General features: G+C 52.7%; 20 protein-coding genes. 10 read left to right on the plus strand and 10 right to left on the minus strand.

The window, feature by feature from the left end; all coding sequences use genetic code 11:
* Positions 1-30 precede the first annotated feature (30 nt).
* The 5 genes from N9C89_RS14775 (at position 31) to N9C89_RS14795 (ending at position 6,898) form a co-directional block, all read left to right on the plus strand.
* Positions 31-1,497 carry a Y-family DNA polymerase gene (locus N9C89_RS14775; protein WP_263954883.1) on the plus strand — a complete coding sequence of 489 codons (1,467 nt, stop codon included), beginning with the start codon at positions 31-33 and terminating at the stop codon, positions 1,495-1,497.
* A gap of 62 nt (positions 1,498-1,559) precedes the next feature.
* Positions 1,560-4,877, plus strand: coding sequence for an error-prone DNA polymerase (locus N9C89_RS14780; protein ID WP_263954884.1), 3,318 nt, complete (start codon positions 1,560-1,562; stop codon positions 4,875-4,877).
* Positions 4,878-5,046: 169 nt separating this feature from the next.
* Positions 5,047-6,006 (plus strand): glycosyltransferase family 8 protein, encoded by a 960-nt coding sequence (locus N9C89_RS14785; RefSeq protein ID WP_263954775.1) that lies wholly within the window; start codon positions 5,047-5,049, stop codon positions 6,004-6,006.
* 96 nt (positions 6,007-6,102) lie between these two features.
* Positions 6,103-6,507, plus strand: a complete 405-nt coding sequence (locus N9C89_RS14790) for a YbaY family lipoprotein (RefSeq protein WP_263954776.1) — start codon at positions 6,103-6,105, stop codon at positions 6,505-6,507.
* Positions 6,508-6,604: 97 nt separating this feature from the next.
* Positions 6,605-6,898 carry a hypothetical protein gene (locus tag N9C89_RS14795; protein WP_263954777.1) on the plus strand — a complete coding sequence of 98 codons (294 nt, stop codon included), beginning with the start codon at positions 6,605-6,607 and terminating at the stop codon, positions 6,896-6,898.
* A 24-nt stretch (positions 6,899-6,922) separates the two neighbouring features.
* Here the strand turns inward: N9C89_RS14795 and N9C89_RS14800 are convergent, their stop codons facing one another.
* Positions 6,923-7,330: a VanZ family protein gene (locus N9C89_RS14800; protein ID WP_263954778.1), complete on the minus strand. Its 408-nt coding sequence runs from the start codon at positions 7,328-7,330 to the stop codon at positions 6,923-6,925.
* Between the two features lie 124 nt (positions 7,331-7,454).
* The gene (locus tag N9C89_RS14805; RefSeq protein ID WP_263954779.1) at positions 7,455-9,683 is read right to left on the minus strand and encodes an NADP-dependent isocitrate dehydrogenase; all 2,229 of its coding nucleotides are present in this window, start codon (positions 9,681-9,683) and stop codon (positions 7,455-7,457) included.
* Positions 9,684-9,934: 251 nt separating this feature from the next.
* On the opposite strand from N9C89_RS14805, the gene N9C89_RS14810 reads away from it, so the two are divergent.
* Positions 9,935-10,624 (plus strand): fumarylacetoacetate hydrolase family protein, encoded by a 690-nt coding sequence (locus N9C89_RS14810; protein ID WP_263954886.1) that lies wholly within the window; start codon positions 9,935-9,937, stop codon positions 10,622-10,624.
* A 3-nt stretch (positions 10,625-10,627) separates the two neighbouring features.
* Here N9C89_RS14810 and N9C89_RS14815 read toward each other — a convergent pair whose 3' ends face one another.
* On the minus strand, positions 10,628-11,686 hold the full coding sequence (locus tag N9C89_RS14815; RefSeq protein WP_263954780.1) for an ABC transporter ATP-binding protein: 1,059 nt from the start codon (positions 11,684-11,686) through the stop codon (positions 10,628-10,630).
* Positions 11,680-12,723, minus strand: a complete 1,044-nt coding sequence (locus N9C89_RS14820) for a substrate-binding domain-containing protein (RefSeq protein WP_263954781.1) — start codon at positions 12,721-12,723, stop codon at positions 11,680-11,682. Before N9C89_RS14820 ends, N9C89_RS14815 begins: the two co-directional genes overlap by 7 nt.
* Positions 12,724-12,891: 168 nt before the next feature.
* On the opposite strand from N9C89_RS14820, the gene N9C89_RS14825 reads away from it, so the two are divergent.
* From N9C89_RS14825 to malG, 4 genes are read left to right on the plus strand one after another with little or no spacing between them, the layout of a single operon-like run.
* Complete coding sequence (locus N9C89_RS14825; protein ID WP_263954782.1) at positions 12,892-14,523, plus strand: alpha-glucosidase; 1,632 nt, start codon at positions 12,892-12,894, stop codon at positions 14,521-14,523.
* 36 nt (positions 14,524-14,559) lie between these two features.
* Positions 14,560-15,732 (plus strand): maltose/maltodextrin ABC transporter substrate-binding protein MalE, encoded by a 1,173-nt coding sequence (gene malE, locus N9C89_RS14830; protein ID WP_263954783.1) that lies wholly within the window; start codon positions 14,560-14,562, stop codon positions 15,730-15,732.
* 57 nt (positions 15,733-15,789) lie between these two features.
* On the plus strand, positions 15,790-17,316 hold the full coding sequence (gene malF, locus N9C89_RS14835) for a maltose ABC transporter permease MalF (protein ID WP_263954784.1): 1,527 nt from the start codon (positions 15,790-15,792) through the stop codon (positions 17,314-17,316).
* Positions 17,313-18,203, plus strand: coding sequence for a maltose ABC transporter permease MalG (gene malG / locus N9C89_RS14840; RefSeq protein WP_263954785.1), 891 nt, complete (start codon positions 17,313-17,315; stop codon positions 18,201-18,203). Before malF ends, malG begins: the two co-directional genes overlap by 4 nt.
* Here malG and N9C89_RS14845 read toward each other — a convergent pair.
* The 6 genes from N9C89_RS14845 to N9C89_RS14870 all read right to left on the minus strand — a co-directional run bounded on the left by N9C89_RS14845 (position 18,200) and on the right by N9C89_RS14870 (position 23,939).
* Positions 18,200-18,514 carry a hypothetical protein gene (locus N9C89_RS14845; RefSeq protein WP_263954786.1) on the minus strand — a complete coding sequence of 105 codons (315 nt, stop codon included), beginning with the start codon at positions 18,512-18,514 and terminating at the stop codon, positions 18,200-18,202. The two genes, malG and N9C89_RS14845, sit on opposite strands and share 4 nt — an antisense overlap.
* Before the next feature lie 20 nt (positions 18,515-18,534).
* Positions 18,535-18,930, minus strand: coding sequence for a lysozyme inhibitor LprI family protein (locus tag N9C89_RS14850; protein ID WP_263954787.1), 396 nt, complete (start codon positions 18,928-18,930; stop codon positions 18,535-18,537).
* A 112-nt stretch (positions 18,931-19,042) separates the two neighbouring features.
* A complete protein-coding gene (locus N9C89_RS14855) occupies positions 19,043-20,149 on the minus strand; it encodes a flagellar basal body P-ring protein FlgI (RefSeq protein WP_263954789.1) in 1,107 nt (368 codons plus the stop codon).
* Positions 20,146-21,156 carry a flagellin gene (locus tag N9C89_RS14860; protein ID WP_263954790.1) on the minus strand — a complete coding sequence of 337 codons (1,011 nt, stop codon included), beginning with the start codon at positions 21,154-21,156 and terminating at the stop codon, positions 20,146-20,148. Before N9C89_RS14860 ends, N9C89_RS14855 begins: the two co-directional genes overlap by 4 nt.
* 3 nt (positions 21,157-21,159) lie before the next feature.
* Positions 21,160-22,608, minus strand: coding sequence for a flagellar hook-associated protein FlgK (flgK, locus tag N9C89_RS14865; RefSeq protein ID WP_263954791.1), 1,449 nt, complete (start codon positions 22,606-22,608; stop codon positions 21,160-21,162).
* Between the two features lie 26 nt (positions 22,609-22,634).
* Positions 22,635-23,939, minus strand: coding sequence for a flagellar hook protein FlgE (locus tag N9C89_RS14870; RefSeq protein WP_263954793.1), 1,305 nt, complete (start codon positions 23,937-23,939; stop codon positions 22,635-22,637).
* Positions 23,940-23,943: the final 4 nt, after the last annotated feature.

The raw sequence follows: 23,943 nt of genomic DNA on the forward strand, positions 1-23,943 counted from the left end.
AGAACATTTAGGGGGTGTAGGTTGACTGAAGTGCGTCGTCGTGTTGTCTCGTTATGGTTCCCGCGGTTGGGAAGTGACCGAGTTCTGCGAACGAAGTCGGTCAGTGGCCCGTTTGTTCTGACCTTATCGCAGAATAATGCCAATCAGATTTACTGTCTGAACGCAGAGGCAGAACGGCAGGGCCTTTCCCAAGGAATGCCGTTTGCTGATGCGCGCTCGTTCTGTCCCAACCTGACAAGCCAAGAAGCGGATACCACCAAAGATGCTCTGTTTTTGAGCGCCTTGCGCCGGTGGGCGACGCGCTATTGTCCATGGGTTGGGATCGAAGGGAGAGATGGGCTTGTAATGGATATTACGGGCTCCGCGCATTTGTTTGGTGGCGAGGCAGGGATGCTGATGGATATCCGTCAGCGCTTGGCGCGAATTGGGGTTTCGGTTCAAATCGGTTTGGGCGATTCACGTGGGGCAGCTTGGGCGCTGGCGCATTATGGTGAGGGATGCGCAGAAATCGGTCAGCCGTTGGCGGCGCTTTCGCATCTGCCAGTTGCAGCTCTTCGGCTTGGTGATGATGCTGTGATGGGGCTTCAGCGGCTGGGTTTGCGTAGAATTGGTGAAGTTGAAGCGGCAGAACGAGCGCCACTCGCGCGTCGATTTGGGCCTGACCTTTTGCTGCGGCTAGATCAGGCCTTAGGGCGCCAGCCAGAACAAATCGCACCAGAAAACGACCCGCCTCATTATGGGGTGAGAATAACCCTGCCTGAGCCAATTGGGCTAGTTCATGACGTCATGGCGGGCGTTTCCCGATTGTTAAGCCGATTATGCAGCAAGCTGAAAGAGCAGGAGGTTGGCGCAAGAGTTCTATGCCTTACGTTGCGCCGCGTTGATCAAGATGCCCAGATTGTCGAGGTATGTTTGGCGAGGGCCCTAAGTGATGCAGATCGAATGCTGCCTTTGTTTGAGCGCGGCGTGGGCGAAATTGATGCAGGGTATGGCATTGATCAAATGCGGCTACAGGCCGTTCAGACCGAGGCTTTGCCGACCGTTCAATTGAGCCATGTCCCTTCAAAACGATCTGATCGATTGGCTGATCTTATTACGCGTTTGGGTACACGCCTTGGATTGGAAAATATTAGGCGGCTCTTGCCTGCTGATAGTCACATCCCTGAGCGCAGCTTTGTTGTTGCAAGCGCGGCGTATTCAGAACCAGAGAGCAGTTGGTTTGTTGTGCAGCCGCGACCAATCACATTGTTCCCGCCTGAACCAATAGCCGCGACGGAGTCGCGCCCTCCGTTGCGCTTCCGCTGGAGACGTATGCCAATGACCTCAGGCCGGATCGTCGGCCCTGAGCGTATCGCGCCTGAATGGTGGCTGGAAGATGATCTCTGGCGAACGGGTTTGCGGGATTACTGGCGGGTGGACACCACACAGGGGCGGCGGCTTTGGCTGTTTTATACGCCGCAAAGCCCCGGCTGGTTTGTGCAGGGAGAGTTTGCATGACCAAGCCAAGCCATACGTACTCTCAGGGGAGAGTTCTTCAGCAAAGAGCGCCGAGCGCGCAGATGCAGGCGCCAGATTATGCGGAATTGTGCGTCACAAGTAATTTTACTTTTTTGACGGGAGCCTCCCATACGGAGGAACTGGTCTCGCGCGCTGCTGAACTGGGCCTGTCTGCGATTGCTATTACGGATCGTAATTCTCTGGCTGGTGTCGTGCGGGCGTGGGCCGCATTGAAAGAGCTAAGCCGAGAAACTGAAGAGGATTTACAAATACGCTCACGAACGCGCGTGGATGCATCCTCTCGGCAGCAAGTAGAGAGCGGCGACATGATCGAGAAGCCGCGTCTGGCAAGGTTGCCTCGGCTTATTGTGGGCTGCCGTCTTGTTCTACGCGACAGCTCGGTAGAGTGGGTCGCTTTGCCTCGTGACCGTGCGGCGTATCAACGCCTGAGTCGGCTGCTTACACTGGGTAAGCGCCGCGCGGAAAAGGGCGAATGCTTTCTCTATGCCAAAGACCTTACAACGGCTTGCAAAGGCATGATCTTGATTGCGTTGCCGCAAAAAAAGCTTAGCGATGCTATCCCTGAAATTCAGAGCATGCGCCGATGTTTTCCAAGCCATGTTTTTCTTGGGGCGGTGCCGCGTTACGACGGTAGTGACCAATCCTATCTGAAGGCCTGTGCTGAAATTGCGCAAAAGGCCTGTGCGCCGATGGTTGCGATGGGTGACGTGTTGATGCACCGGGCCAGTCGGCGGAAGCTGGCGGATGTTCTGACGTGTATGCGAGAGCATATTACAATTGATCAGATCGGCACCCAAGCTTTGCCAAATGGCGAGCGGCGCCTGAAGGGCGGTGCTGATATGGCGCGTCTATTTCGAAACTATCTAGGGGCGATCCGCCGGACATTGGAGATCGCGGCCCAATGTAGTTTCGATTTGAGCGAGCTGTCTTATGAATATCCTTATGAGGAAATAGAGGGCGAAACACCCTATGCGCGTTTGGAGCGTTTGGCGCGTGAGGGGTTGGAGTGGCGTTATCCTGATGGTCCACCTGATCGTGCGATCAGTTTGATGACTAAAGAGCTGGCGGTGGTTAAAGAGCTGGATTTCCCAGCGTATTTCCTGACCGTCCATGAAATCGTGCAGTTTGCAAAATCACAAGGCATCCTGTGTCAGGGGCGCGGATCGGCGGCAAATTCGATCCTGTGTTATCTGTTGGGAATTACCGATGTTAGCCCAAATATGATTGCGATGGTGTTTGAGCGGTTCGTATCCAAACACCGAGGCGAGCCGCCTGATATCGATGTTGATTTCGAGCATGAGCGCCGCGAAGAGGTGATCCAGTGGATATATGAAAAGTATGGCCGCCATCGCGCAGGGCTTTGTGCCACCGTTATTCATTTTCGTTCACGTGCGGCTATTCGTGAGGTCGGCAAAGTAATGGGGCTATCACAAGATGTGACGGCCTGCCTCTCAAGTCAGATTTGGGGCATGAGCAATGGTGGAGTCGATCTGGACCGTGTCCGCGAGCTTGGCCTTGATCCAGATGATCGCAGATTAATGCAAACAATACATCTGATTGGCGAGATTATCGGCTTCCCTCGCCATTTGTCTCAGCATGTGGGGGGATTTGTTATCACGCGTGGGCGGTTGGATGAACTCGCTCCAATTGAGAATGCGGCAATGGAGGACCGCACTGTGATCTGTTGGGACAAGGATGATATTGATGCCTTGGGTATCCTAAAGATCGATGTGCTGGGATTGGGGATGTTGACGTGCATTCAAAAATCATTTGCTTTGATGCAGCAACACGAGCGCATCACGCATAGCATCGCCACAATTCCACAAGAAGACGAAGCCACATATGACATGCTGTGCCGTGCTGATGCGGTCGGTGTTTTTCAGGTGGAAAGTCGGGCGCAGATGAATTTCCTGCCTCGAATGCGGCCGCGTGAATTCTATGATCTGGTGATTGAGGTGGCCATTGTGCGCCCGGGGCCTATTCAGGGTGGTATGGTGCAGCCCTATATCAAACGACGGCAAGGGCTGGAAAAAGTAGAGCCATTTGGGCCCGAACTGGAAGCTGTTACTAAACGTACGCTGGGAGTGCCTCTGTTTCAGGAGCAGGCTTTGCAAATCTCGGTTGTAGGCGCAGGGTTTTCTGCCGAAGAAGCCGACCATTTGCGCAGGTCGCTTGCTACTTTTCGCCGAATGGGAACGATTGGTGAGCATCGGGAGAAGTTCATCACCGGAATGCTGCGCAATGGCTATAGTCTGGAAGTGGCTGAACGATGTTTTGGCCAGATTGAAGGGTTTGCCGATTATGGTTTTCCCGAAAGCCATGCTGCAGCCTTTGCGATGTTGGCTTATGTCTCCGCTTGGCTGAAGTGTCACCATCCAGCTATTTTTGCGTGTGCACTGCTAAATTCACAGCCCATGGGGTTCTATGCGCCAGCACAGATTGTGCGCGATGTCCGTGAGCATCAGGTAGACGTGCGCCCGATCTGTATTAACAATTCCGAATGGAACAACACGCTGGAGCGCCGTTCCGATGGTGCATTGGCTTTGCGGCTAGGTTTCCGACAGATCAAAGGGTTCAAAGAAGAAGATGCGGATTGGATCGTGGCGGCCCGCGGCAATGGATACCGTGATCCTGAAACTGTTTGGATCCGCGCGGGCGTTGCGCCGGCCGCGCTTGAACGGCTTGCGCAGGCGGATGCGTTTTTCGATATGGGTTTGACCCGCAGAGACGCCCTTTGGAAGGTAAAGGCTATTCGCAGCAACAAACCATTGCCGTTGTTTAACGATCCGATTGACGGGGAAGCCATTCAAGAGCCTCAGGTGGTATTACCGCCGATGCAGCTGGGGGAGGAGGTTGTGGAGGATTATGTCTCGACGCGTATGACTTTGCGGGCCCATCCCATGGAGCTGCTTCGTCCGTCTATTCCTGGGCTGGTGACGCATGATGCGCTTCCGAAAGTCCCGCTGGGCCGGTACTCCGTTTGTGGGCTTGTTATTACACGCCAGAGGCCAGGTACGGCGTCGGGGGTGATTTTTCTGACACTGGAAGATGAAACCGGAGTCAGTAATATTGTGGTCTGGCCCTCGGTATATGAGCGTTTCCGGCGCATTGTTATGGGTGGGCGGTTGTTGCGTGTTACAGGCTATCTCCAACGCGAAGGGATCGTTGTGCATTTGATCGCTCAGCAAGTTGAGGATTTTTCTTACCGCCTCCAAGAGCTTGGTCATCCTCAATCAGACGCAGTGACCACCGAAGGCCTGCGCGCGGATGACACCCCAAAATCCGCACGCCATCCCGCGCGTTCTAGGCATCCTCGTGAGCAGGCCAAGCAACTCTTCCCAAGTCGAGATTTTCATTAAGCGTTTGAAGATCGAGAGGGCTCTAAAAACGAAACGCCTCAAATCATTCAGTGTGGATGGGGTGGAAACGAACCTAAACCCAAGCGAAGCGGACATTTCTTTCCCGATACAACAATGTTAAGAAAGGGCCGGATTGACACACGCTCCCGCGCCAAGGAACAAAACTAAAGTGAACTCAACTTGCGTAACTTATGTCTCTGATGCGCGTTACTTACCGCTCGTCGCGGCGTCGCTTCTAAGCATGAATACATTCGCAACAGCGAGAGTGAATGTTGCTGTTTTTCTGATTGATGTTCCGGAGAATGTTCAAGCCGACATGCGCGCGTTTTTTGCAGGCAGTAAACTTGAGATCGCATGGATCAATCTTGATCTTGAAAGCCATTTTAGCTCGCTTGGATCGCTTCGGTCGTCCATCGATCGCATTCCACTATCCACATTCGGGCGGCTTGTCATCAACGACCAGTTAAACGGCTTTGACAACCACATCTATCTGGATGGCGATACGCTTCTATGTACCGATATTCATGCATTTGCACCGAACGGCGTAGAGGTGTTTGGCGCCATTGATGCTGGTTGGGATATGGAGACAAAGAAAGATCTCTTCGAGAAGAACCACCTGCCGCTGAACAAAGGCTATTTCAATGCTGGCGTTTACATTCTGAATTCTGGGTACTGGCGTGAAAACGACATGACCACGCAATGCATCGCACTGGCAACTGATACCAATGCCTATCTTCCGCTCGCAGATCAGGATGTGTTGAACCTTAAGTTCGGGGACAAATGTGACTGGTTCGGCGATAACTGGAACTTCAAAAAGGAGCGCTCCTGGACACATAAAGACGAGGCTCCAAACATCCTGCATTTTGCCGGGCGGCTAAGGCCTTGGGATAAAAGGGACGCGCGCGCGCCCGCATCTGTACGGTCGCTATATGCGGGTGTTTTCGAAACGCTTCCTGCTTCGGTGAAAACTCAAATAACGACGCTTGAACTACCCGAGAGGGAGCTCAAAAGGTCGAGGAAAGCGAATGTCCGTAAGTGGATTAGTCGCGAAGCGCGAAAAGAGTGCTGGAACCCAAAACACGACAAAGTCCTGATGCCACTCATGAACAAGATTTTACTTGATAGCTAACGTAAAATAGACTGGTTCTTGATTAAATAGATATCCGAATGCGCTCGTCAGGGCGCGTTCAATCATTTTATGGAACAGAATTTAATGGAGACAAAGATGTATCGAATTATTGCTTTTCTTGTTGCGTCGCTGGCGTTCGCGAGTGCGTCGATTTCAGAAGAACTCTGTGTGGCAGGGGTGTGTCAGGTTGAGGTGCAGTTTGATACGGGTTCAACAGAGCCGCTTCCCGAGGACGCCCAGGCATATGTTCAACTCCTTGACGTATCCTTGATGGACGTCGCAGCAGCGCCAATTGCAGGGAAGCGGATTGCGGTTTCTGAATTGCCGATGACGATTGACCTTTTGTTTGATCCAGCCGTGATCGATGAGAGGTTTACTTATGTCGCGACCGTAGAAATTATCTCAGATCGAAAGCGTATCTATCGAAATACGCAGAGCTATCCTGTTTTGACAAAAGGCGCGCAAAAATCCGTGAGTGTTATGTTGGACGCGATGCAGTAAGGCACGTTCCATTTTGGGCGCGAAAAGTTTTGTGATAGGGTGAAGGTGGAGCAATTTCTCTAACGACACCAACTTTTTTCTAACCAAGGATACTGACATGAAACTTGCTTATCTCGCTGCTGTACCGCTGGCATTTTCACTTGCTGCTTGCGTCGAAACTTCGGAACCCGTGGGCACACCTGCTGTCGGAAGTTCAACTGATCTGACCCCGTTCATTGGCGCAAAAGCAGGGCAAGCGGAAATGGGACTACAGAATCTAGGCTACGAAAACGTGCGGAGCAGTGGGCTAACATCTTATTGGTTTAACCGCTCTACGGGCGCATGTGCCGAAATCACCACGTCCGATGGCAGATATTCTTCAGTAAACATGCTGCCATCTGGCGATTGCTGATCGCATAAACACTTTCGGCCACCGTTAGGTATCAGACCTGACGGTGGCCTTCTTTCTAAGATAAGCTATGAAAGCGTGATGAAGCGGCCAGCCAATCGCGGCGCCGAGAAACACGCCTGTGGTGTCTGCGATGAGATCAGCCATTTCCCGCGAGCGGCCAACAGTGGGTTGGATGAGTTCGATGAGCGCGCCGTAAAGCACTGCCGCCAAAACCACTCGCACAAGCGCGCGCGGGTAAATCACCGCACAGGGTAGTGTCAGTCCGAAAAAGGCAAGCATATGGTATAACTTGTCGTCGCCGGGGAGCGACTTTGGAACGCTGACAGGCATCAGTGTAAGAAGTGCGATGACACAGCCAAGCACTACGGTTGCCCAAATTACAAATGCGCGACGTTGCTTTCGCGCGGGGCCAGTGTCTTGTTTGAAATACAACGCAGTTCTCCTGTTTGTCTCTTATTGCCTGTGGCGAATGGTTAGACAACGGCTTTCGAAGTCGAGTTAAAACGAAAACGGCGCCCCAAAAGAGGGCGCCGTTTGCTGTTTGGTTTAGGATTACCTAGCCGATGATAGCATTCAGTGTTGCGCTCGGGCGCATGACTGCTGCTGTTTTGGCTGGGTCCGTGTGGAAGTATCCACCGAGATCAGCTGGTTTGCCTTGTGTGGATGCAAGCTCTGCGAGGATCGTGTCTTGCTTGTCGGCGAGCTCTTTCGCGATGGGTGCGAAATGCGCGGCCAGTTCGGCATCCTCGGTTTGAGCGGCCAGGGCTTCGGCCCAGTAGAGCGCAAAGAAATAGTGGCTGTCGCGGTTGTCGAGTTGGCCAACTTTGCGCTGTGGCGATTTACCAGTGTCGAGGAGTTTCTCGGTTGCGGCGTCAACCGCTTTGCCGAGTACGGCTGCTTTGGCATTGCCTTTGCTGTCGGCGAGGAAGTTCAGAGATTCTCCGAGTGCGCAGAATTCGCCGAGCGAGTCCCAACGCAGGTGTCCTTCGGATACAAGCTGCTGAACATGCTTTGGCGCAGAGCCGCCCGCACCTGTTTCAAACAGGCCGCCACCGTTCATAAGCTTCACAATCGAGAGCATCTTGGCGGATGTACCAAGCTCAAGGATCGGGAAGAGGTCGGTCAGGTAATCGCGCAGAACGTTACCTGTCACCGCGATGGAGTCTGCACCGGTGCGAATTGTCTCAAGGGTCTGGCGTGTTGCCGCCCGAGGCGCGAGCGTGAAGAATTTGTCGGCTACGCCTTCGCGCTCAAGAATTGCGTCGACATACTTGATTAGCTCGGCATCATGCGCGCGGTTTGCATCGAGCCAGAAGATCGCTTCGGAGCCGGTTGCTTTCTGGCGTGAAATGGCAAGCTGCACCCAGTCTTCGATCGGCGCTTTGTTGGCTGACGAGGAGCGCCAGATGTCACCCTTTTCAACCTTGTGCGAATGAAGCACTTCGCCATTGGCCAGAACATAGCGGATTTCTCCGTTGCCGGGCGCTTCGAAGGTTGTTGGGTGTGAGCCGTATTCCTCGGCTTTTTGCGCCATCAAGCCAACATTGGAAACTGTGCCAGATGTTGTTGGGTCCAGCGCGCCGGTTTCTTTGAAATAGTTGATTGTCTCGTCATAAACGGGCGCATAGCAGTTGTCTGGGATCACACATTTTGTGTCTGCGGGCTTGCCGTCAGGGCCCCAACCTTTGCCGCCTGCACGGATAACCGCAGGCATCGACGCGTCGATGATGACGTCTGATGGCACGTGAAGGTTTGTAATGCCTTTGTCGGAGTCCACCATGTAGAGCGGTGGCTGACCGGCGAGGGCAGCTTCGATATCCGCGAGGATTGCGGCGGACTGATCTGCTGGCAGAGTCTCGACCTTGGCAACAAGATCACCGATGCCACTGTTTGGCGAAACACCGAGGCTCTCGAATGTGTCACCGTGTTTGGCGAATACATCCTCAAGGAACACAGACACAAAGTGACCAAAGATGATCGGATCAGAGACCTTCATCATTGTCGCTTTGAGGTGCACAGAGAAGAGAACACCTTCAGCTTTGGCTTTTTCGATTTCCGAGCGAATGAATGCCCGAAGAGCTGCCGCACTCATGAATGTGGCGTCAACAACTGTACCTTCTGCAAGGTTGATGCCGTCTTTGAGGAGAGTCACATCGCCATTTTCTGCGACGAACTCGATCTTGGCAGCACCAGCTTGATCGGCGCTGATGGTTGCGGACTGTTCGTTGGAATAGAAATCATTCCCCGGCATGGAAGCCACGTGCGTTTTAGAAGTAGAAACCCATTCGCCCATAGAGTGCGGGTTTTTCATCGCGTAATTCTTTACCGCGCGTGCGGCGCGACGGTCAGAGTTACCCTCACGCAGAACAGGGTTCACAGCGCTGCCCTTGATCGCATCATAGCGCGCGCGGATGTCTTTTTCCTCGTCGGTGGTTGGGTTCTCGGGATAATCCGGAACGTTGTAACCTTGGGACTGAAGCTCCGCGATTGCGGCAGTCAGCTGTGGAACGGACGCAGAGATGTTTGGAAGCTTAATGACGTTGGCCTCTGGTGTTTTAACCAGAACACCAAGTTCAGCAAGGTCGTCAGATTGGCGCTGCTCTTCGGTAAGGGCTTCTGGCACCGTTGCGAGAATGCGGCCTGCAAGCGAGATATCTTTAGTGCCAACGCTTACATCAACAACAGATGCAAAGGACTTAATGATTGGTAGAAGCGATGCGCTCGCAAGCTGAGGCGCTTCGTCTACAATGGTATACAATATGTCGGGCTGTTTTTTCTGTGTCATTCTATTTTGGCCTTTCTGCGATGGGCGGGAGCAGCGGCGCGCATGTATCGACGCCGGAAATTTCACTTAAAAGCGCGGCAAAGCTCGTAGCCTTTTGCGCAATGATGGATTGCGTAGCCGTTTAAATGAGGTTGCGGTAAATTTCAATTGCTCAGAGCCAAAAAGGGTTGCGCGAGATGCCGCAGCGCGCTTGTTATGTGGCAAATGCACGTAGGGGCTTACGATTGCATACTGACCTTGAGGGGGAAGAGATGGAAGATTTGGTGATCGCGGCGCCGGAGCAGGTGTTGCTTGATGTTGTTGGTACGCATGCAAAGTTTCCCGTTCGGCGGGTATATTGCATTGGCCGAAACTATGCGGCTCATGCGGTTGAAATGGGCCACGATCCAACAAAAGAGCCTCCATTCTTTTTTCAGAAGAACCCTAACAATCTAACGCAGGCGTCGGAATTTCCTTATCCGCCGCATACCAATGATGTGCACCATGAAGCAGAAATCGCAGTTTGCTTGGCTTCCGGCGGGGAAGGAATCCCAGAGGATGATGCTCTAAATCATGTGTTTGGCTATGCTCTTGCTCTCGATATGACACGTCGTGATTTGCAGGGCGCGGCGAAAAAGGCGGGGCGACCTTGGGAGATTGGCAAAGCATTCGAACATTCGGCGCCAATTGGGCCGATCCATCCGGTTGCCCAAACGGGTCATATTTCATCCGGGCCGCTCAAGCTCACAGTTAATGGTGCGCTTCGGCAAGAGGGCGACGTGAATCAGATGATCTGGAAAGTGCCGCAGATGATCTCTTATCTGTCGAACTACTTCGCGCTATCCGCGGGCGATGTGATCCTAACAGGAACTCCAGAGGGCGTTGGGGCTGTCGTTCCGCAGGATGAGATGTGTATCTCCCATCCTGCGCTGGGCGAACTTAAGGTGACTGTCATAACCTAAGCGTTACAGCGCCTGACCTGATTGGCGATCAAAATACCGAAGCTGGGCTTTATCGACGCTTAAGCCGACAGTACCCGTTTGCGCAAAGCTCCAAGGAAGCCGGGCAGTAAGTTTCGTCTCGGCAATCTCGAATGACAGATACGTGTCAGATCCCGTGTTCTCCGAAGATGTAACCTGAACTTCTATATCCGAGCCAATCGCGAAGTTCTCAGGACGGACGCCAAGCGTGATCTCTCCTGTAGCGGTTTCTGGAATCGTAACGCCAGTAAGTTCCTGACCGTCGCCAAGTTGAATGCTGTTTTTGCCTATAACAGTAGCAGGCACGAGGTTCATTGGCGGCGAGCCCATGAAATCGGCCACAAATGTATTGGCAGGGCTGTGATAGATTTCGGCAGGGGTGCCGACTTGTTGTACGAAACCGTCTTTCAGAACAACAATCTTGGTTGCCAGGGTCATCGCTTCGATTTGGTCGTGCGTCACATAAACGATCGAGGCGCCCGTTGTTTCATGGAGCCGTTTGATCTCCGCGCGCATTTCAACACGAAGCTTGGCGTCAAGGTTTGAGAGCGGTTCGTCAAAGAGGAATAGCTCCGGATCGCGCACAAGCGCACGCCCCATGGCAACACGCTGACGTTGCCCGCCAGATAGTTGACCGGGGCGACGATCAAGCAGGCTTTCTATTTGCAAGAGCTTGGCAACTTCATCAACTTTTGCCGCGATGCTCGCTTTGTCCTGTTTCCGAATTTTCATGCCAAAGGCGATGTTTTCGCCCACTGTCATGGTCGGGTAAAGCGCATAAGATTGGAAAACCATCGCAATATCGCGCTCGCGTGGCGGCAGAGCCGTAACTTCGCGACCGCCAATCATGAGGGTTCCTGCGGTTGTTTCCTCAAGTCCTGCGATGCAGTTCAGCAAGGTAGATTTGCCGCAACCAGACGGGCCGACAAGAACAAGAAATTCGTGTGGGTCCATTGTGACGTTGATGTCTTTTAGGACTTCAATCTGCCCGTAGGATTTTTGGAGCGCCTGAATTGAAAGCGCATGTTTGGTGTTTTCTACCATGAGGTTTCTCCTGATGCGGGGGCAGGGCCGGTTGAATCGCGGATGATCAACTCGGCACGCTCAATTGTCTGAAGGTCTTTCGGTTGTGCACCGTCCAAAAGATCGCAAATTGCCTTGGCAAGTGGCGCGCAAGCATCACGGAAGGGTGCGCGCGTTACGGTTAGGGCGGGGCTGAAGTTTACGGCTCGCATTTGTGGCACGGCGTCATCATGCGCGATAACCGATAGTTTGGACGGGATTGGAATATTAAGATCATTTGCCGCGCGATAGACACCCGCTGCGATAAGCGTAGAGGCGCAAATAATCGCCGTGGGAGGCAATCCTTCGTGCCCAGAAAGAAGTGAAAGTGCGGCGGAATACCCGTAATCCTCTGTCAGTACGCCGTGATGCACAGCGAACTCTGGGATAACCAAGCCCTTGTGGCTGGCAGCAGCTTTAAAGCCTGCAAGGCGCGAGGCCGAGAAGGTAAAGGAACGCGGGCCATTCAGAAACGCAACGCGCTGGTGGCCGAGATTGGCAAGGAGATTTAGCGCGTCACTTGCAAGATTCCTGTTGTCGATATCGAAATAGGCATAATCCGCGTTCTCGGTCCGGCCATGAACAACAAAAGGAATGCCCTGTTCTTGCAGGTAGGCGATGCGCGGATCGTCTTTTTCCGGTGCGTTCAGGATAAACCCATCAAGCGTGTTTTTCTCTACGAGACGTTTGTAAGGCATCAGGATTTCATCGGCCATCGAGGCATGAAACACCAAATCCATATCGCGACGGGCGAGCTGGTCCGAAAGGCCAAACATGATTTCATAGAACGCAGCATCCGTTGCTTGCGTGCTTTCCGGCTTGAGAATCATCCCCACCATACCCGAGCGACCAGAGACCAATTTCTTGGCGATTTGGTTCGGGCGGTAGTTCATTTTCTTCGCGGTCTCGGCAACAAGAACACGCGTTTTTTCACTGACTTCCGGGAAGCCATTAAGCGCCCGACTCACCGTTGCGGGCGAGAGGTTGAGGGCGTTGCCGATGTCCTTCAAAGTTGCCATTTAAATCTCCTCAAATCGATTTGAAGATATATCATCTATAAAAATAAGGCAAAAACTTTGTACCAGCGGACGCTAAAATAAATTCTTTCAAAACGCTTTGAAAAATTTAAACACGACGCTATGCTTTTTTGAGAATCAGACGAACCAACCAATTTCAGGAGGAGCGGCATGTCGGAATGGTGGCGCGGCGCGACAATCTATCAAATCTATCCGCGGTCGTTTCAGGACAGCACTGGAAACGGTATTGGCGATCTGAATGGGATCACAAAACGGCTTGATCATGTCGCTGCGCTTGGAGTCGACGCGATCTGGCTTAGCCCAATCTTCATGTCCCCGATGAAAGACATGGGATATGACGTGAGCGATTACACCGATATTGACCCGCTCTTCGGGACGCTTGCGGATTTTGATGCGTTGATTGCGCGGGCTCATGAATTGGGCCTTAAAGTAATTGTGGATCAGGTGCTCTCGCACACATCCGATCAGCACGAATGGTTCAAGGAAAGCCGTACATCCCGCACCAATGACAAAGCCGATTGGTATGTTTGGGCAGAGCCCTCTGCGGATGGTACGCCGCCCAACAACTGGCCCTCTGTTTTTGGTGGTGCTGCGTGGGAATGGGAGCCGCGCCGTCGGCAGTATTACCTTCATAACTTCCTTATTGAGCAGCCAGACCTCAATATGCACAACGCAGATGTTCAGGACGAAATCCTTAAGAGCATGCGCTTTTGGCTTGAGCGTGGCGTAGACGGGTTCCGGCTTGATACGGTGAACTACTATTTCCATGATACCGAGCTTCGCAACAACCCGCCTGCACCCCAGCATATTATCGACGAACAGGTCGATACCTACGGGATGCAAAACCACATCTATTCCAAGAACCGCCCCGAAAACATCGCGTTCCTAAAACGGATGCGTGCGCTGACGGATGAGTTTGATGCACGGATGATGGTTGGCGAAGTGGGCGATGGCGGCCAGACCGCGATTGATATCATGGGCGAGTACACGCGTGGCGATGACCGTTTGCACATGTGCTATAGCTTCGAGATGCTCGGCCCGAAATTCACTGCCGCGCATTTCCGCAATACGATTGAAGGCTTTCAAAAGGGTGCGCCCGATGGATGGCCGTCGTGGAGTTTCTCAAACCACGATGTTCAGCGCCACGTAACCCGTTGGTCGGAGTTTTCGGAAAATCCGGATGACCTTGCCAAACAGGCCGCGGCGATGCTCATGAGCTTTGAAGGTACCATCGGTATTTATCAGGGTGAGGAGCTTGGCCTTGCTGAAACTGAACTGGAATACAGCGAGCTAACCGACCCTCCTGGCCTGCGCTTCTGGCCAGAGAACAAAGGCCGCGATGGATGCCGCACGCCGATGGTTTGGGATGCGAGCGAGGATGGAGCAGGCTTCTCTGCGTCCAAGCCTTGGTTGCCGGTAAAAGAGCCGCAAAAGATGCGCTCTGTGAACACGCAAACACAAGCGAACGACAGCGTTTTGCACGCGTATCGCGAGACAATTGCGTTTAGGAAGATGAGCGATGCATTGGTCAAAGGATCGACCGAATTCATCGATCTTCCAGAGCCGCTCTTGGCGTTCCATCGTGTGGCGGAAGGTCAAACGCTTACCTGTGTGTTTAACCTTTCAAAGTCGTCACAAACGGTTTCACTCGGCAGTGAAGCAAAAATTTCCGGGCCGCATAACGCCTCGATTTCCAATGGTAACCTGATCCTTGGGCCAAACGGTTTCGCCTATTTGGAGTCCGGTGAAACCGCGGGCGTTACACTCAAGAAGACTGCTTAATCGGCTTTCTTAAAGCCAATCTAAAGGGAGAGAGATATGAAAAACCTCATGAAAACACTAGGCGTAACTGCCGCTCTTATGTGTTCTGCGTCCGGCGCATTTGCGTTGGAAGAAGGCAAGATCACCATCTGGATGGGTGCGGGCAAGGGCAACGAAAACCTTCAGGCCGTTGCCGATAAATTCACCGAAGAACTCGGCATCGAAGTATCGGTCGAAGTGGTTGACCCTGGCCTTACCGACAAATTCCAACAAGCAGCCTCAACCGGCGACGGCCCCGATATCGTTCTTTGGGCGCATGACCGCTTTGGCGAATGGGCAAAAGGTGGCTTGATCACGCCCGTTACACCAAGTGCGGATTTCAAATCCGGTGTCCTAGACACGGCATGGGATGCGGTTTCTTTTGACGGCAATATCTGGGGCTACCCAGTTTCGGTTGAAGCTATCGGCTTGATCTACAACACAGACTTGATCCCAACACCGCCAGCAAGCTTCGAAGAACTCAAAGACATCGAGCTACCAGAGGGTGTGAACACAATTCTTTGGGACTACAACAACACCTACTTTACTTTCCCGATGCTCATGGCAAACGGCGGTTTTGCGTTCAAGAAAGTTGACGGCTCATTCGATGGTTCCACAACTGGTGTTAACACCGATGGCGCGATTATGGGTGGCGATGTGCTGCGCTCGCTTTTTGATGACGGCATCCTGCCGGAAGGCGTTGACTATGGTGTAATGGACGGTGCGATGGCCCGTGGTGAAACCGCAATGGTCATCAACGGCCCATGGTCTTGGAATGGATACACTGACGCTGGCATCAACATTGCCGTTGCTCCAATTCCAACAGTAAATGGCCAAGTATCGCCTCCGTTCCTCGGGGTTTACTCCGCTGCGATCAACGCCGCCTCGCCGAACGCTGATCTCGCGATTGAACTGGTCGAGAACTACATGCTCACTGACGAAGGTCTTGCCGAATGGAACGCGCAAAGCGCGCTGGGTGCTTTGGCAGACATTTCCGCTGGTCAAGCACAGTCTGATCCAAAGGTCGGGGCAACGCTGGCGAATGCAGCCAACGGTGTTCCTATGCCATCTAACCCAGAGATGGGTGCATTCTGGTCTTCGATGGAGCCTGCTCTTGGCAACATCACAACCGGCGCCCAAGCACCGGCAGATGCGTTGAATGATGCGGCCAAGCGCATCCTCGGCGAATAAGAAAACCAGCGTCAGGAGCAATCCTGGCGCGTCTATCTTTCGGGGAGGCGGAGGATCATGGAAGCAAGCAGAAGCCAAAACGGCCATAACCCACTGCAAATCGCGGTGGTTGCGGCGCTGTCTCTGATCCTCCTCTATGGTGTATTTGCGCTTTACCTCGCCGGACAGGCCGTGATCGCTGTTATCGTTCTTGCGATCACAATCGGCTTCGCAATCATATTCGGCAGCAACCGTTTTTATGCCCAGCGATTTATTTTTCCTGGGATTGCTGCGATTATTTTGTTCATAGCATTCCCCGTAGCCTACACCGTTTACATCGGGTTCACGAACTACAGCAGCTTCAATTTGCTGACTTTCGAGAGGGTGACAGAAGTTCATCTTTCTAAGAAAGTGATCGACGAAGAGTCGCAACGGCCTTTCAGCCTTGTTCAGGACGGCGACTCTTATCAGATCTTCATCAAAGAAGGCGAAGGCGGCTACCTAAGCGAGCCAACCGATTTTGCCGCGCCCGCCAAACTGTCGGCTGCCGCTGTTTCCGAAGTACCAGCGAACCCGCTGAAAATGGGCGAGGTCGTCAAATTGCGTGGCGGATTGGCTCAGGTCGAAGTTGTGTTGCCGGATGAAACCGCACTGCGGAATTCCGGCCTCAGAAGCTTCGCAAGTGTTCAGCAGGAATACACCCAGACAGAGGACGGAACGCTTGTTTCGAATTTGGATGGCTCGACCCTCACGCCCGATCAATCACAAGGTTTCTATATAACGGAAACAGGAGAAGCCGTCGCGCCAGGTTGGCGCGTGAATATCGGGCTTGATAACTTCCGCCGCATCGCAAATTCCAAAGGTATCCGTGCGCCTATGGTCTCGATCTTCGTGTGGACCGTTGTTTTCGCGACCCTATCCGTTGGCCTTACATTCGCAGTTGGTTTGGCTCTGGCAATGGTGCTTCAGTGGCCACATCTTCGCGGGAAAACTGCATATCGTATCCTGCTTATTCTGCCGTATGCCGTGCCGGCTTTCATTTCGATCCTCGTATTTCGGGGGTTGTTCAACCAGAATTTCGGCGAAATCAACATGATCCTAGAGGGGCTTTTCGGCATAAGGCCAAATTGGTTTACCGATGGCGGACTCGCACGCTTGATGCTTGTGATCGTAAATACATGGCTCGGCTATCCCTATATGATGCTGCTAGCGATGGGGTTCCTGCAATCTGTGCCCGCTGACCACCACAAAGCTGCCGCCCTTGAAGGCGCTCCGGCGTGGACGGTCTTTCGCAAGATCACTTTGCCACAGATCATTCCGCCATTCTTGCCGCTTTTGATCGCAAGCTTTGCCTTTAATTTTAACAATATAGTGCTTGTCTTGCTGCTGACGCGCGGCTTGCCCGACATTCCAGGCACGATCATTCCGGCCGGAGAAACCGATATTCTTGGAAGCTTCACGTTCCGGATGGCCTTTATGGATAGCGGTCAGCAGTTCGGCCTTGCGGGTGCGATCACGTTCTTGATCTTCTTGGTCGTTGCCGCATTGGCCTATGCGAATTTCGTTGCGATGCGTCGCCAGGCAAGCAAGAGGGCAGCACAATGATTGTTGAACATAAATCGACCTTGCGCAGGCAGAAGTTCATCGCGCACGCCTTCCTTTGGGTCTTCATCGCGTTAGTTATGTTTCCGTTCCTCATGGTCGTTTCGATTTCATTTCGCGAGGGTAACTTCACAACGGGCGAGATTTTTCCGCAGAACCCAACGCTAGAGCATTGGTATCTTGCTTTTGGCCTCGATTACACGCGCGCGGATGGAACGGTTGTCACACCGCCCTATCCGGTTCTGCTCTGGATGTGGAATTCCGTGAAAATCGGCCTGATCGCTTCGGTTGGGATTGTGAGCCTTTCAACGATTTCGGCCTATGCCTTTAGCCGCATTAAGTTCCGCGGACGCTTTGCGCTGCTTGATAGCTTGTTCATTATTCAAATGTTCCCGACAACTCTGGCTCTAGTTGCGTTGTTCGCGATTTTTGATGGTCTCGGCGAAGTTTCTCCCGCCCTCGGGATCGATAGCCATTGGACGCTGATATTGACCTATATGTCTGGGATCACGCTCCATGTCTGGACAATCAAAGGCTACTTCGACAACCTCGATCCGGCGATGGATAAGGCGGCACAAGTTGATGGTGCCAGCCCGTGGCAAACGTTCCGGTACATTTTCCTTCCGCTTGCCGTGCCGATTATCGCAGTGGTTTTCGTTCTTTCATTTATTGGGGTGGTTAACGATTACCCGATCGCGTCTGTGCTCCTGCGAAGCGAAGACAATATGACGCTCGCGGTTGGATCACGCCTATATTTGAACGAGTTCAAGTATCTTTGGGGCGACTTTGCTGCCGCGGCTATTCTTTCGGGCTTGCCGATCACTGTCGTGTTTCTGATTGCTCAAAAGTACTTGGTTTCCGGCTTGAGCGACGGTGCTGTCAAAGGCTAACGCCTCGCGACGGAATAGAGCGTATAGCTATTCGTCTGGGTCACGACGCGGGCAGCTTCGGAGGCAGCAAGGCTGGCGGAATCATCAGTGCCGGTTGAACAGGCAACAAGGTCGGCGGCATCGTCAAGGAAATCGACAGTGAATGCGTTTTCTCCAACCAACTGACAGGTGTCTCCGGCGCCACGATATGGTCTTACAAAGTTAAGCTCTGGATCGGGCTCTGAAATTTGAGGCTGATCCATTGAGGATGGTGTGCACGCCGTTAGCGAAGATGCGATGACCATCAAAGCAGTTAATCCTAGAGGTTTCATCAATCTGTTTTCCCTATCTGTCAGTTTGAATTGCGAAGCAGGGCTTTGACGCGATCCCGCCCGAGTTCGATTTGACAGGACGCAATAGCAATTCCTGCCCCTGAACCGCCCCCAAACGTTGACCCTACAAAATCACAATGAGCTTTGCGGTGCGCCTCCCAAGCGTCTTGGCTCTTCGTAAGCGCGGGGTAAGCGATCTCTCGTCCTGTCACTTCATCGAGCTCTTTTGCGGAACCACTGGCAATATCCAGTGCGATTGCCAGAGCTTTATTTACTTGCTCAAGTTGCTGCGAAACGCAGGTCCCAATCTCAACTTGGCTTGACGCAGAAGTGCTGCATTCCAAGCTCGGATCGGCCCATGAAGGGGCTGTAACCGAGAATAGAGTTCCCAAAAAACAATAACGAAATGCGATCATATTCCAGCCCTTTCGGTTTCGGAATGCTAATCCTCTTATCGTTTTCTAAAATCTACTCTTACGCAAGGGGTAAGAAAAAACTGCTAATCTGCGAAAAACGCGCAAACCAGCTCTAGTTTACGACAAACTCTGCGTGCAATGCACCAGCAGCTTTGATGGTTTTGAGGATATCGATCAAGTCGCGCGGGGCAACGCCAAGTGCATTTAAACCTGCAACAACTTCTGACAACGAAGCGCCACTTGGCACCTCGGCAAGTTTGATCCCTGGGTCTTCGTTCAAACTTGCCTGTGTGTTCGCCACGACAATTGTGTCGCCATCGCTAAAGGGATTTGGCTGCACAACGCGCGGGGTCTCTTCGATACGAATGGTTAAGTTTCCTTGAGAAACCGCAACACGACTGATCCTGACATCTTCCCCCATCACGATCGTGCCTGATCTCTGATCTACAACAACTCGCGCTTTGCGTTGCGGTTCAACAAGTATGTTTTCGATTTTGCCAAGCGCATGCGCCGCAGAAGGCTCTCGTGTGGCGCGGATGCTGAGTTGTACTGTTCCGGCGTCAAGCATCTGCGCAACGCGTCGTCCGTAGGCCGCATTGATTGCCGTTTCAACTCGGCCGGCGGTTGTGAAGTCGGGGCTACGGAGTGCGAGTCTCATTTGATCCAGACCTGCAAAATTAAACTCCACTTCACGCTCAACACGTGCGCCTGCAGGGATAGTACCAGAAGTCGGCACGCCTTTGACCACACTTGCCCCGTCGCCATCAGCGGACGCGCCGCCCGCGATGATTGCGCCTTGGCTCACGGCGTATATTTGCCCGTCGGCGGCATTGAGAGGCGTCATGATTAAGGTGCCACCAAGGAGACTCTTGGCATCACCAATTGCAGAAACCGTGACATCGATCTTGCTGCCGGCGCGCGCAAACGGGGGTAGGGTGGCGGTTACCAAAACAGCGGCAACATTCTTGGGCCGAAGCTGCTCTCCCGTTATGTTTACACCCAGTCGTTCAAGGATGTTTGACATAATTTCTTCGGTAAACGGGGCATTTCGCAAGCCATCTCCCGTTCCGTTCAAACCCACAACTAGGCCATAGCCGACGAGGTCATTCCCACGCACACCGTCAAATTCAACCAAATCCTTGATCCGCACCGGTGCCGCATGCGACGGCGATGAAAAGCTCAGTAGGAACAAAGCTAAGGTAAGCAAAAAACGTTTCATCGTAAAAAATCCATCAAGCTAAGTTGCGATATCCGTGCTGTCATTGTGTAGAGCGCCTCTAGTTGGACCTGTGTGGCTTGAAGCTCGGCGGCGGTTTCGTAGGGGTCTTTTCCGAGAAGTTCAGATTTCGCTATTTTCAGAATGTCTCGCTCCTTGTCGTTATGTTGCGCCACATGATCGACCGTATTCTGGGCATGGCCGATTTCAGCACGAACGGCTGCGATTCCGGTTTCTCCGGCTAGCAGCAATTCGCCAGCAGTTTTCAGCAGGTTGCTGCGCTCGCTTTGTTGGCTTGCGAAGGCACCGTCAGACACTAGCGCCGCGACGGTTAACCCTTTTAACGTTGTTCGAATATCCGGATTGAGCGCAGTGATTTCATAATCAACCGTGCGCTCGGAACCGATAGGAATAGAACTGCGTGATTGAGTGGAGCCGGTGTATGCATTGGTTTCATATCCACCTCCGGGGGTGTCGAACCAATTATCTATTATCGTCATGAAATCGGCTTCCGATGTCGCCGCAGCAATTAGTGGGTTCAACTCCGCGATGATTGCATCTGCATTTACGAGGGCACTTTGGTTCGTGGCTTGTCCTGCAAATATCGATTGGCCAGCCGCGCGCGTGTTCAAAGCGGCAAATGCAGCATCCAAATTCCCTTTTGCACCACTAATCGCAGTGTCGACCAGCTGTGCATTTCCAGCGTTCGAGGCCATCAATAGCGACGGCGCAAACTCGGATGATACAACTTGAATTGAGCCAAGTGCGGATTGAGCGCTATCTAGGAAGAATGCTGCTTCAGCGTTGGTTGTCTTGTATGCCTCAAGTGCTGCGGCCGCTTCTTCGAAACTCGCAAGACTTGCAAAGTTGCCTTTGAGTGTCTTTGAAGTGTCGGCGACCTGTCCGCTTGCCAGTTCGAGCGATAGCTTGTGTAGGTCCGCTTTTAGATCAGAGTTTTGTAGCGTTAGTTGGTAGGCGTGAGCGCGATCACCAAAAGATACTGGCATCATAATCTAAATCCCCAACAGAAGATCAAACAACTCATCAATTGATTGGATGATTTTTGCGTTTGCAGCATAACTTCGCTCCACAAGCAGGAGTTTCTGCATTTCCTGGTCAGTGTCGACGCCACCTGAAAGTTCTTGTGTTCTCAGTGTTTCTGTTTTGGTGATGGCGTAGGTTAAGTCAGTTTCGGAAGCGTGTTTGGCGCTGCCGATTTGCGATGCGAAGTTCGTCGCGAGGTTTGCGAAACTGGTCGAGCCGCTGCTCATACTACCGGAAGCGATAAGCGTAGAATTTCGAAGAGCGCCAAGCATGCGATTGATCGTATCGGCGTTCCCGACGTCACCTTGAGAAACTGCGCCGATGCCGTCGCGAATCCTCCAAATTGCCCCTCCGGCCTCTGGGATGACTGCGGAGGAGACTGAAATTCGTTGAGAGATTGCAATTTCATTCAACGGATCGAAGCTGGCGCCGCTGTCGGTGAATAGACCGCCAGTTGAAGTAGGGTCTAATGCGGGGTCTGCAAATCGCTCGATAATATTACGAGCGATGGAGTCAATTTCGGATTGTGCGCTAACGAGCGTGTTGTCTCGAGCCTGAAACAGAGCAGAAAGAGAACCACCCTTGATGGCATTACGTTCCGCGTTTGTATTGATTGGCGTTCCGTTGAGGCTTAGCCCTGAAAGCGCGCCTGAACTGATGGTCATCTCGGGAACAATGGTCGGGGTAGAAGAGAATTCGAATGTTCCAGCTCTGCCATCAACGAGGATCGCGCCCATCTCTGTGAATAAAGCGACTGTCCCGTTGTCTCTGTCCGCAAGCTTTAAGGGGACAATGCTTGAAATCGCGTCAATCGCAACTTGCCGTTGATCAACGAGAGCATTGACGTCTCTATTCGTATTTGAGTGATTTTGAATTTGTTGGTTCAGATATTCGATGTGCTTAAGGCTCTTATTAAGGAAGGAGACTTGTTCAAAAATCTGATTGTCAGCTTGGACACGTAGGTTTTGGATATCGTCTGATATCGCGTTGAACTTACCGGCCAAGTCTTGCGATGCAGTGAGGACATTTTGAAGGCGGACTGTGGAATCCGGCCTGCTGCTGGCTTCAATCAGCGCGTTTTCAAATTGACTGATCGTCGCGCTGAGCGAACCTGCGTCGCCTGGGATTCCGATTGCGCTCTCAAGTTGGCCAAGAAAACTGCTCATTGTTGACGCGCTTCCCTGTTCGGATTGAGCAGAGCGGCGGTCAGCAATGAGGACGGGATCCGCGTGTCTCGTTGTGCCAACGACCGTAACGCCCGCTCCGTTTCTGCCAAGAGTTTGGGAGGAGAGTTCCAGTTCGCGACGGCCATAGCCTTCGGTCATCGCATTTGCGATGTTAGAAGACACGACCTGCGCTGATCGGGCTGAAGCGTTCAACCCGGTCATTGCATTTGCGAGGCTAGATGAAAGGCTCATGGTAAATGCCTAGGCGCTAGCTGGATTTATCGTTTGATGTTGGTTGTTTCTTGCAACATCTCATCGACTGTTTGGATAACCTTGGCGTTGGAAGAATAGGCGCGCTGCGTTTGAATTAGGTTGGTCAGCTCGCCAGCAACATCGGTCGTCGACCCCTCACGCGCAAAGCCAGAGACCTCGCCCGTTGGACCATCGCCCGCATCCCAGAGGAAAAATGAGCCGGAGTTTGGAGAGACTTGAAATGCCTGATTGTTGAGTGAAACGAGTGCATTCGGGTTGGCAACATCGACCAGCGGAACTTGATAAATCGTGCGCGTAAAACCTGTGTCATACGTAGCGTTGATATAGCCGTTCGGATCAATTTCCACTGACGTGAGATTTCCAACAGGTGACCCGTCTTTCGTAATCGATGTTGGTGCGAAGTTATCAGACAGTTGGGTAAGACCATTTGGATCGCCCAACGCACCGATCGCCATTTCTAGAGGGCCGCCGGCAACTGTAAGAGAGAGGTTGCCCGTTGCGGGATCGTATGCGCCGCCGTTGACTACAGCTACGGATTGGAGTGTGCCGCCATTTGCGCGACTGTCGTCGAACGTTAGTGTGTATTCGCCAATCGTTGCGCCACCTAACGCAGAGTCTGTGATCCTCATTGTCCATTCGTTGGAAGAGCCAGAAGCGGGAACGGTTGGGGAGAACGTAATGCCAAGTGTTTCCGAGGTTCCGAGGTTTCCGAAATATTCAACGGAAAGAGGCAGCGTATCGCCAGAGGCGCCAACCTCTGTTTCTGTGGCAGGAAGATTGACACCAAGGTTAAGGGCTGTGGTTGGATCACCGGCGGTTTGGTTTACGTTGATGACAACGGGTTCCAAACCTCCTGGAGTGTCTCGTGCGAAGGTTGGAATTGCGCCGTCTGCGTCAGCGGGCCAGCCAAGAAGCACAAGGCCGGACTCCGTTTTGAGAACTCCGTTTGCATCGGTGCGGAAAGAACCTGTTGTCGTCATCATCATCGGTTCTTCGCCAGTGGAGGACAGCGACACTTCGGTCGTTACTGGAAGCATACCGCGCCCTGAAACTGCGATGTCTAGCGGATGGCTCGTTGCCACAAGGGGGCCACGCTCGTCGATCAGGCGATTGGTCGTGGCGCGTACGCCGCCAGCGGAATAGGAACCAGAGCCCGCGATACCGTTGATTACGAATGATTGGAAATCGGCCGTCGCGCGTTTGTACCCAAAGGTACCGGAGTTAGCGATGTTATCGGAAATAGTAGCCAGCCGAGTCGCGTTGGCGCTAAGGCCAGCGACTCCTGCGCTGAGTGAGGAAGAAATAGTCATTGTA

The organism is Halocynthiibacter sp. SDUM655004 (assembly GCF_026015885.1).
GTDB classification, from domain to species: domain Bacteria; phylum Pseudomonadota; class Alphaproteobacteria; order Rhodobacterales; family Rhodobacteraceae; genus Falsihalocynthiibacter; species Falsihalocynthiibacter halioticoli.